This window comes from Pseudomonas sp. GM24 (genome assembly GCF_000282235.1).
In the GTDB taxonomy this organism is placed as follows: domain Bacteria; phylum Pseudomonadota; class Gammaproteobacteria; order Pseudomonadales; family Pseudomonadaceae; genus Aquipseudomonas.
Genome location: NZ_AKJR01000211.1, coordinates 1 through 9,038, shown reverse-complemented (window position 1 = coordinate 9,038; position 9,038 = coordinate 1). Strand labels below are relative to the sequence as shown.

General features: G+C 57.5%; 10 protein-coding genes and 1 pseudogene. 9 read left to right on the top strand and 2 right to left on the bottom strand.

From position 1 onward, the window contains the following. Positions 1-148: 148 nt before the first annotated feature. The 3 genes from PMI23_RS22970 (at position 149) to PMI23_RS22960 (ending at position 4,165) form a co-directional block, all read left to right on the top strand. Positions 149-1,639 carry an aldehyde dehydrogenase gene (locus PMI23_RS22970; protein ID WP_007918696.1) on the top strand — a complete coding sequence of 497 codons (1,491 nt, stop codon included), beginning with the start codon at positions 149-151 and terminating at the stop codon, positions 1,637-1,639. A 51-nt stretch (positions 1,640-1,690) separates the two neighbouring features. Next, the gene (locus PMI23_RS22965; protein WP_007918698.1) at positions 1,691-2,974 is read left to right on the top strand and encodes an NAD(P)/FAD-dependent oxidoreductase; all 1,284 of its coding nucleotides are present in this window, start codon (positions 1,691-1,693) and stop codon (positions 2,972-2,974) included. A gap of 642 nt (positions 2,975-3,616) precedes the next feature. Next, positions 3,617-4,165, top strand: a complete 549-nt coding sequence (locus PMI23_RS22960) for a cupin domain-containing protein (protein WP_007950154.1) — start codon at positions 3,617-3,619, stop codon at positions 4,163-4,165. 96 nt (positions 4,166-4,261) lie between these two features. Here the strand turns inward: PMI23_RS22960 and PMI23_RS29900 are convergent, their stop codons facing one another. Further along, complete coding sequence (locus PMI23_RS29900) at positions 4,262-4,435, bottom strand: hypothetical protein (RefSeq protein WP_007919293.1); 174 nt, start codon at positions 4,433-4,435, stop codon at positions 4,262-4,264. 555 nt (positions 4,436-4,990) lie between these two features. Between PMI23_RS29900 and PMI23_RS22955 the strand changes: the two genes are divergently transcribed. The 3 genes from PMI23_RS22955 (at position 4,991) to PMI23_RS22945 (ending at position 6,317) form a co-directional block, all read left to right on the top strand. Continuing rightward, positions 4,991-5,416 (top strand): hypothetical protein, encoded by a 426-nt coding sequence (locus PMI23_RS22955; RefSeq protein ID WP_007919295.1) that lies wholly within the window; start codon positions 4,991-4,993, stop codon positions 5,414-5,416. Between the two features lie 79 nt (positions 5,417-5,495). After that, positions 5,496-5,831, top strand: a complete 336-nt coding sequence (locus tag PMI23_RS22950; protein ID WP_007919298.1) for a hypothetical protein — start codon at positions 5,496-5,498, stop codon at positions 5,829-5,831. 201 nt (positions 5,832-6,032) lie between these two features. Beyond that, positions 6,033-6,317, top strand: coding sequence for a hypothetical protein (locus tag PMI23_RS22945; RefSeq protein WP_007919300.1), 285 nt, complete (start codon positions 6,033-6,035; stop codon positions 6,315-6,317). Positions 6,318-6,395: 78 nt separating this feature from the next. Here PMI23_RS22945 and PMI23_RS22940 read toward each other — a convergent pair whose 3' ends face one another. Then, positions 6,396-6,827: a hypothetical protein gene (locus PMI23_RS22940; protein WP_007919301.1), complete on the bottom strand. Its 432-nt coding sequence runs from the start codon at positions 6,825-6,827 to the stop codon at positions 6,396-6,398. A 166-nt stretch (positions 6,828-6,993) separates the two neighbouring features. Here PMI23_RS22940 and PMI23_RS22935 point away from each other — a divergent pair, with 166 nt between their 5' ends. The 3 genes and pseudogenes from PMI23_RS22935 to PMI23_RS29495 all read left to right on the top strand — a co-directional run bounded on the left by PMI23_RS22935 (position 6,994) and on the right by PMI23_RS29495 (position 8,912). Continuing rightward, positions 6,994-7,383, top strand: a complete 390-nt coding sequence (locus PMI23_RS22935; protein WP_007919303.1) for a hypothetical protein — start codon at positions 6,994-6,996, stop codon at positions 7,381-7,383. Between the two features lie 15 nt (positions 7,384-7,398). After that, positions 7,399-7,821 carry an HD domain-containing protein gene (locus PMI23_RS22930; protein ID WP_007919305.1) on the top strand — a complete coding sequence of 141 codons (423 nt, stop codon included), beginning with the start codon at positions 7,399-7,401 and terminating at the stop codon, positions 7,819-7,821. 72 nt (positions 7,822-7,893) lie between these two features. After that, a pseudogene (locus PMI23_RS29495) lies at positions 7,894-8,912 on the top strand (AbrB family transcriptional regulator). The last annotated feature ends 126 nt before the right edge of the window (positions 8,913-9,038 follow it).

Below are 9,038 nucleotides of genomic sequence, written 5' to 3'. Positions count from 1 at the left end.
GGCAAAGATTTTTCAGGTCGGCGGAGATTCTGAGCATCCCCCGATCGGTCCCCTCTACCCCTGGGAGAGGGTTAGGGTGAGGGCAGCCACCTCAAGCCAGACATCGCAACCAGACAGCCCCCCAATTCCCCCTTGTCGAGCCACAACAATGACAACGACCCGCAACGACTGGGAACAACGCTTCCAGTCCCTGACCATCGAAGCCCGCGCGTTCATCAACGGTGAATACCGCCCGGCCATCAGTGGCGACACGTTTGAATGCCTGAGCCCCGTTGACGGCCGTTTCCTCGCCTCCGTGGCCAGCACCGATGAAGCCGACGCCAACCTCGCCGTTGACGTCGCGCGTCAGTCTTTCGAATCCGGCATCTGGGCGAAAAAAGCCCCGGCCGAGCGCAAGCGCATCCTGATTCGCTTCGCCGATCTGATCCTGCAGAACCAGGAAGAACTGGCGCTGCTGGAAACCCTCGACATGGGTAAACCGATCAGCGATTCGATGAGCATCGACATCCCGGCGACCGCCAATGCGATTCGCTGGAGCGCCGAAGCCATCGACAAGATCTACGACGAAGTCGCCGCGACGCCGCACGACCAACTCGGCCTCGTCACTCGCGAGCCGTCCGGTGTAGTTGCGGCCATCGTGCCGTGGAATTTCCCGCTGATCATGGCCAGCTGGAAATTCGCTCCAGCACTGGCGGCGGGCAATTCGTTCATTCTGAAACCTTCGGAAAAATCGCCGCTGACCGCAATCCGCATCGCTCAACTTGCGCTCGATGCTGGCATTCCGAAAGGCGTGTTCAACGTTCTGCCAGGCTTCGGCCACACCGTCGGCAAGGCGCTGGCGTTGCACATGGACGTTGACGTGCTGGCCTTCACCGGCTCCACAGCGATTGCCAAGCAACTGATGATTTATGCCGGCCAAAGCAACATGAAACGCGTCTGGCTCGAAGCAGGGGGCAAGAGCCCGAACGTGGTGTTTGCCGACGCTCCGGATTTGCGCGCGGCAGCACAAGCGGCGGCCGGCGCCATTGCTTTTAACCAGGGCGAAGTCTGCACTGCCGGTTCGCGCTTGCTGGTCGAGCGCTCGATTCGCGAGCAATTCATTCCGCTGTTGGTGGAAGCGCTGCAAGCGTGGAAACCCGGTCATTCACTCGATCCGGCTACCACCGTCGGTGCCGTGGTCGATCAGCGTCAACTCGACAACGTGCTGCGCTACATCAGCATCGGTCGCGAGCAGGGCGCCGAACTGATCGCCGGCGGCCAACGCACCCTCGAAGAAACCGGCGGCCTCTATGTGCAACCGGCGCTGTTCGACGGCGTGACCAACGCGATGACCATCGCTCAGGAAGAAATCTTTGGCCCGGTGCTGTCGCTGATCACCTTCGACACCGCCGAAGAAGCGCTGCAGATCGCCAACGACAGCATCTTCGGCCTCGCCGCCGGCGTCTGGACCAGCAATCTCAGCAAGGCGCACACCTTCGCCCGTGGCCTGCGTGCCGGTAGCGTGTGGGTCAACCAGTACGACGGCGGTGACATGACCGCACCGTTCGGTGGCTTCAAACAATCGGGCAACGGCCGCGATAAATCGCTGCACGCGTTCGACAAGTACACCGAGCTGAAAGCGACCTGGATCAAGCTCTGATTTTCGACAGCGGTGGTCGCTCTTGATGAGCGACCTTCGGAGAACAATAAAATGAAGCAACAACACGTAAACAGCTACTACGCCGCCACCCGCAATGAAGTCATCGACTTTCCGGTTCTGGAAGAGTCAGTCGAGTGCGACGTCTGCATCATCGGCGCCGGCTACACCGGTCTGTCCTCGGCGCTGTTCCTCACCGAAGCCGGCTACAAAGTGACGGTGCTGGAAGCGGCGAAAGTCGGCTACGGCGCCAGCGGCCGCAACGGCGGTCAACTGGTCAACTCCTACAGCCGTGACGTCGATGTGATCGAAGAGCGCTACGGCGACAAGACCGCAGAAATTCTCGGCAGCATGATCTTCGAAGGCGCCGACATCATTCGTTCGCGCATCAAGGAATACGACATCAAATGCGACTACCGCCCGGGCGGCATCTTCGCAGCGATGAACAAAAAACAACTCAACGGTCTGGCTGAGCAAAAGCGCAGCTGGGAGCGTTACGGCAACCGCAATCTGAAGATGCTCGACGCGGCTGACATTCGTCGCGAAGTTGGCTCCGATGTTTACGTCGGTGGCCTGCTGGACATGCAGGGCGGCCACGTTCACCCACTGAACCTGGCGCTCGGTGAAGCGGCTGCGATCACCCGTTTGGGCGGCAAGATCTACGAGCAATCGGCGGCCGTGGAAATCAAATACGGCGAGCCGAACGTTGTGCGCACCGCCAAAGGCCAGGTCCGCGCCAAGTACCTGTTGATCGCCGGCAACGCTTATCTGCCACAAGGTCTCGACAACCGCGTGACCGCGAAAAGCATGCCGTGCGGTTCGCAGATCGTCGTCACCGAACCGTTGACCGAAAAACAGGCGCGCAGCCTGATCACCAACAACTACTGCGTCGAAGACTGCAATTACCTGCTGGATTACTACCGCCTGACGGCCGACAACCGTCTGCTCTACGGCGGCGGCGTGGTCTACGGCGCGCGGGAACCGGACGACATCGAACAACTGATCCGCCCGAAGATCCTCAAGACCTTCCCGCAGCTCAAAGACGTCAAGATCGACTACCGCTGGACCGGCAACTTCCTGCTGACCATGTCACGCATGCCGCAATTCGGCCGCATCGAAAAGAACGCCTACTACATGCAAGGCTACAGCGGCCACGGCGTCACCTGCTCGCACCTCGCCGGCAAACTGATCTCGGAAATGATCCGCGGCGACGCCGAACGCTTCGACGCCTTCGCATCGCTGCCGCACATGCCAATGCTCGGTGGTCGCACCTTCTCCGCGCCACTGACTGCCCTCGGCGCCGTCTACTACTCGCTGCGCGACCGCTTTGGCATCTAAGTTACCTCCCCGGCGGCGGCCCCAAGACCCCGCCGGTTTTTCTTATCGCAACACTCCCTGATAACCAAATGTGGGAGCTGGCTTGCCAGCGATGAGGCCAGCAAACACAACATCAATCCGACTGAAACACTAAAGATCAAATTGTAGGAGTGAGCCTGCTCGCGATGAGGTTAGAAAAGACACCATCACTCCCGCTGACACACCACAAAACCTGTGGGAGCTGGCTTGCCAGCGATGGCGGTCTTTCAGCAAAAGGGATGTTGAATGTGCCACCCGATCGCTGGCAAGCCAGCTCCCACAGGTTTTGTATTCAGCCCAGAATTACCACCGGCAGGTTCATTTCACCCACCGTCCATCGAACCTGCTGAGCAACACCGGCAAACGTGATTTAATAGCCGCCTTTCACGGTTCCGGGACACGGGAGCAACGTGATCCGCGCCCCACGCGCGGCACCCGCCACCCACCCCCATTACCCGTGGGTCTGCGCGAGAACCGCCGAGCGGCGATCAGGCAAGGCAAAAACAGGCGAGGAAGCGGAGTGTAGGGCCCTACATGAGCATTCCGAGCCTGTTTTTAACGCAGCATGATCGTCGCGCAGGCAGTTTTCGCGCAGAGCCTAAGTACTTCTCACATAAGGCAGTCATGGATACGGGTTCTCGACTCAAACTAGTACGCGAAAGCTACAAACTCTCCCAGCGCGAGCTGGCCCGGCGTAGCGGCGTGACCAATGCCACCATCTCCCTGATCGAACAAAATCGCGTCAGCCCCTCCGTCAGCTCACTGAAAAAGCTGCTCGAAGGCATACCCATGTCCCTGGCCGACTTCTTCACCTTCGACCAACCCCCGCGCGAACACCAATACGTCTTCCGCGCCAACGAACAACCCGACCTCGGCCGCCACGGCCTGCGCCTGCTGCTGATTGGCGCCTCGGTGCCAAGCCGGCAGATGCGCTTGTTGCGTGAGCAATACGCACCGGGCGCTAGTTCGGGGGAAGAGCCGATTGTGCATGCTGAGGGTGAGGAGTGTGGACTGGTGACTCGGGGTACGGTTGAGTTGACCGTGGATGGGTCGGTGAGTGTATTGAATGCAGGGGATGGGTATTACTTCCCGACCACGCTGCCGCATAAGTTCCGGAATATCGGGGCGGATGAGGCTGAGATTATTAGTGCGAATACGCCGGCGAATTTCTGACGCGCTAGTGTGTGGTTTAATTGCAGTTATCAGAAGACGGTAGTTAGAAAGAAACCGCGTTATTGCGGTTTCTTTTCGTCTGCTGTTCTGCTAGCGTCATTTGTCTTGGCATTGACCATTGCGTTTTTCGGCTTCCGTACAGGTTACATATACAGCCTTATCGCCACGTACTGATTGTTCGGTATCTGCAATTCCAGCCATCGAAAGGCTGGCACAGCCAATCGCGCTGGCTACCAAGAGACCTCGAATAGAGTCGCGATAGATATTCATGTTTTATTCCTTCCGGTGATTTCAGTGAGTGAGATATTGCCTAACTAAATTTATATATATCTGCGAAAAATACACCTGTTAAAGTTGACAGGTTGTTAAAACGATATGCGATAAGGCATATCACCAAAAAGTCAGGATTTTTCTCATGGTCTAATGCCTATCCTTTCTTCGGTTGTTTTTCATTCGCTCTTTACAAAGCCCCTAGGCAGCAATCTCATCAGCCCCAACCGACTTGTAGGACGCAAAACCGGTCGGCGAGGGAGCCGGTTGGAATGCCGTAAAACCGCGTTTCAAGGTGCAATCGACGTAATCCGATGCGTTCGAAGTCTCAGGGCAAAAAAGCTCGCCATGTCTGTGCCACTTCATCGCCCTCGACGGACGAATCCCCTCACCACACGACGCGTTTTCCTACGCCTTTTTCAGAACTCAAATTCGCACACACCTCGATTTGGAACTTTCCTAAAAAGCGATGTCAATTTGATGGCGTGTCGCGACGCTCATTGAACAGGATCAACCAGTGCCAGGCTGTTTCCTGGCAACCCAAGGAAGTGTGTGATGAGACTATTACTCGCCATGTTGTTGATGTTCAGCAGTTACACGTTCGCCAGTTGCGGGAACATCGACGACCACGATCAGCGGGCCTATTGCAATGCGAGGGAGAGCGGCAGCAGTTGCGGCAATATCGATAATCACGATTTGCGCGCCTCGTGCAACGCCGAGTTGGGTGGCAGCTCCTGCGGCAACATCGATGACCATGATCAGCGCGCCTACTGCAACGCGAAGAAGAGCGGCAGCAGTTGCGGCAATATTGATAATCACGACTTGCGTGCGCGGTGCAATGCGGAGCAGGGCAACAGCTCATGCGGCAACATCGATGACCATGATCAACGAGCCTATTGCAACGCCACGACCGGCGGCAGCAGTTGCGGGAATATCGACAACCATGACCTGCGCACCCGCTGCGAAGCCCTGAAACGTTGAACCTTGCAGATCAGTTCGAATTGATGGCGTTACGATATCAATGATAGAGTCCCGGGCCATTTTTCCAAGGAAGACCACTGTGCTACGTAATCGTCTCTTTATCTGTGCTGCATTACTTACTTGCAGCTTTTCCGCACAGGCCATCTCAAAAACCGAATATCTGAAAGGCTGCAAGATCCTTGAAAACGCGGCGATGGTCGTGATGCAGGCACGTCAGGATGGCGCTCCCATGGCGACGCTTTGGGACATTTCGGAAAAAAATGAGAATAAGTTGATCACCAAGATGTATCAGAGGCTCATTCAAGATGCGTATGAAGAGCCACGGCGCGAAACCGCAGAGCAGCAAACGGCCGCGACCACTGAATTCCAGAACAAATACTTCTCTGCCTGCTTGGTCAGTACGCCCAAAGAATGAGTGCCGATTTAAAGATTCTGCGCAGCCAGTGTGAAGCGATGAAGCGCTGATATCCGGTTCCTGTCACCAAAAGGGGAAACCGATGCCTGAACAGGCGTCGGTTTTTTTTCGCCTAAACCATGACCATTCATCCAATACACCGCACCTTCGAGCCAGCCACTCTTCCAATGCTGTAACTCACCCAGCAAAGGAAGAACCACCATGCTGAACCATAAAATCGCGGTGTTAACCCTCGCGGCCTTGCTGTCCGGCAGTTCGCTGTACGCGATCGCGGCCGGCGAAACGCCGACCCCGACAGCGAACGACGGCAACAGCCAGACGCGTGATCCGGCGTCTCCAGCCACCAATGCCGACCCGGATGCCGACTCGCTGCCCAAGGGTGGTGATGGTGGCAAGACCGACAATGGGCCGGTGCCTTCTGCCTCCAAGCCCAGCCCTGCGGGTCAACCGTCCGGTAGCAGCAGTGGTGGTAACGGCGGTGGTTAACGGATATTGCGCACTAAAAAGCCCAGTCCTTTTGAGCCGGGCTTTTCTTTGCCTGTCGCTGGCATGGAAATCAGTCGTTTACTTCGTTTTCCAATGCCCGCCACCATTCTCACAATCAATCCGCGCCTGCGCCAAATGCTCCACGTCGTAGTAATACGTGGTCACTTGCGCGTTGTCGGGGATGTTCAGGGCTTTGGCGTTTTTGTCCTTGCTGGTGGAATGCGGGTTGGCCAGGGATTCCTGGGTGATCGTGGCGATACACGTGGCCTGATAGTGATCGGCGCAGTGTTCAACCTTGGTTTTAGTGCTGCTCAGCATGTCCTTGCTTTCGTTGCTGCACGACCAGTCGATTGAGTTGACCGGCATGCCTTCGTATTCATAACAGCTGTGGGTTTCCACCGCTGGCACCGAGGCACTGGAGGATTGGGTCTGGACGTCGCAGCCTTCGGCCATGACGCAGGTGGGGATGACGGCGAAGGTGGCGATCAGAAGCAGGAATCGAATGTTCATCGGGCTTTCCTCTCCAATGGCGCCGTGTCTGATCGAGGATTTGGCGCTGATACAGTTTCGAGATTGTGCGGAGGAGGGAGGTTCCATCGGGTTTTTGATTTGCTCCTATCGCGTACACTGCGAAACAATCGGAAACATTCAGCGCCCAAGGATTGGAACATTGCCCATGATTGAAATCGGCAGCCGCAATAACGCGCCCCCCTCGCAGCATCCATTCCACGACATCTATCTGTTTCACATTGACCCTGCAAAGCCAGACACGCCTTTCTGTTTCGAACAGTCGATGTCCGGCGGGCATATGGAGCATGGCGGTGCGCGATGGTTGGCGCTGGATGAGCTGGACGCCTGGCCGGGAGAGTGGCGTGAGCATTTGAATAAGGCTGATTGCGCGTGGGTTGCCGAGTTGATCGATGCCCATCCAAAAGCCGATCAGGCTGGTTTGGTGTCGCTGATCCTTCAGCGGCATTGCGGGTCAGCGAAGCCAGTCGGGCGTCTTAAGGCCATCGGCAACTGGCTCAAACGCAACATCCACGTCGGCGGCCGCTACGGCGTTTAACCCACGGAGACTCCCATGACCCAGACCCTCGAACGCGCTATCGCCATCGCCGCCACGGCTCACGCCGGGCAGGTCGACAAGGGCGGCGCGCCGTACATTCTGCATCCGCTGAAAGTCATGTTGCGCATGAGCACGCTGGAAGAACGCATCGTCGCCGTGCTGCACGACGTGGTTGAGGATTGCGGCATCAGCCTCGTTGATCTGCGCAAAGAAGGCTTCAGCGAAGACGTTTTGAGCGCTATCGAATCCGTGACCAAAGTGCCGGGCGAATCCTATGAAGACTTCGTCGACCGCGCCGCACAGAACCCGATCGGTCGGGTGGTGAAGCTGGCGGACTTGGAGGAGAACAGCGACCTGTCGCGAATTGCCTCGCCAAGTTGGGAGGATTTGGAGCGGATCGAGAAATACCGTCGCGCGATTGGACGGTTGCGCGGCTGAAAACGAATACATTCCCTGTAGGAGCTGCCGAAGGGGTTGTGGTGTGTCAGGTAGATAGCCAGGAAGGCGACTATGAAATCCATTCTCTGTTTGTTGATTGCTGCCGGTTTCGGCGCGCTGTTGCAGTTCGAAGGCGTGCCCCACGGTTTGTTGTTAGGCTCAATTGTCGTCACCGCATTGTTTGCCAGCAAAACCGGTATCGCGCCGGCAACGCCTTATGGACTGGGCTACATCCAGGTCACGCTGGGTATCGCCACCGGGCTGATGTTCGAAGCGTGGGACAGCGAGACGGCCTCGACGATGTTGCCTAGCCTTGGTGTGTTGCTGATTTGCCTGACGGTGCAAATCGCGTTGGCCGGATGGTGGCTGACGCGCGGCGCAGGCTGGAACCGTACCGATGCGCTGTTGGCGGTTTATCCCGGCGCATTGGCAGCGGTGTTCGATTTACTCGAGTCGGAGAAAGCGTCGAGCAAGGTCATCATTGTGCATCTGATGCGCTTGCTGCTGATCACGGTACTGGTGAGTTTCCTGATTCCCGGCCAGGCCGCTGCGGTGGCGGTTGCCGATGGTGATCCTCTAACGACAGGCATGGCACTGACCGCGTTTTCGGTGATCGCATTGAGTGTACTGCTCGGACGCTTGCTGCTGGTGATCGGCGTACCGGCGCCATGCTCACGGCGATCATTATCACTGCCGTGTTCGTGAAATCGGGATGGCTGCACGGTTTTCATATGCCGGACTGGAGTTTGAATCTGGCGGCGCTGATTCTCGGCGTGCGGATCGGCTCAAGGTTTCAGGGGCTTGGCGTTGCGGAACTGGGGCGTCACGGGCGCACGGCGTTGGTCTCGGTGGGTTTGATGATCGTGGTGGCGGCGGTGTTTGCTGAAGTCGCGGCGCGGTGGTTGGGCAGTGATCCGCTGTCGCTATGGCTGGCGTACATGCCGGGGGCGATTGAGACGATTGCGATTGTCGCGTTTGGTGGCGGGCTGAATGTGGTGTTTATCCTGACTCATCATTTGAGCCGGATGGTGTTGCTGCATTTTGCCCCGGCGTTGTTGGTGCAGGTGCGGCGGGCGCGGGAGGAAACCTGACCGGAGCCACTGATGCCTGCATGTTGCGGTGTGTCAGTTAGATCCATCCCCCTCACCCCAGCCCTCTCCCCCAAGGGGGCGAGGGGGAAGGGAGCCGATTGTGGGCTGTTCAAAACTTTGCAGTGG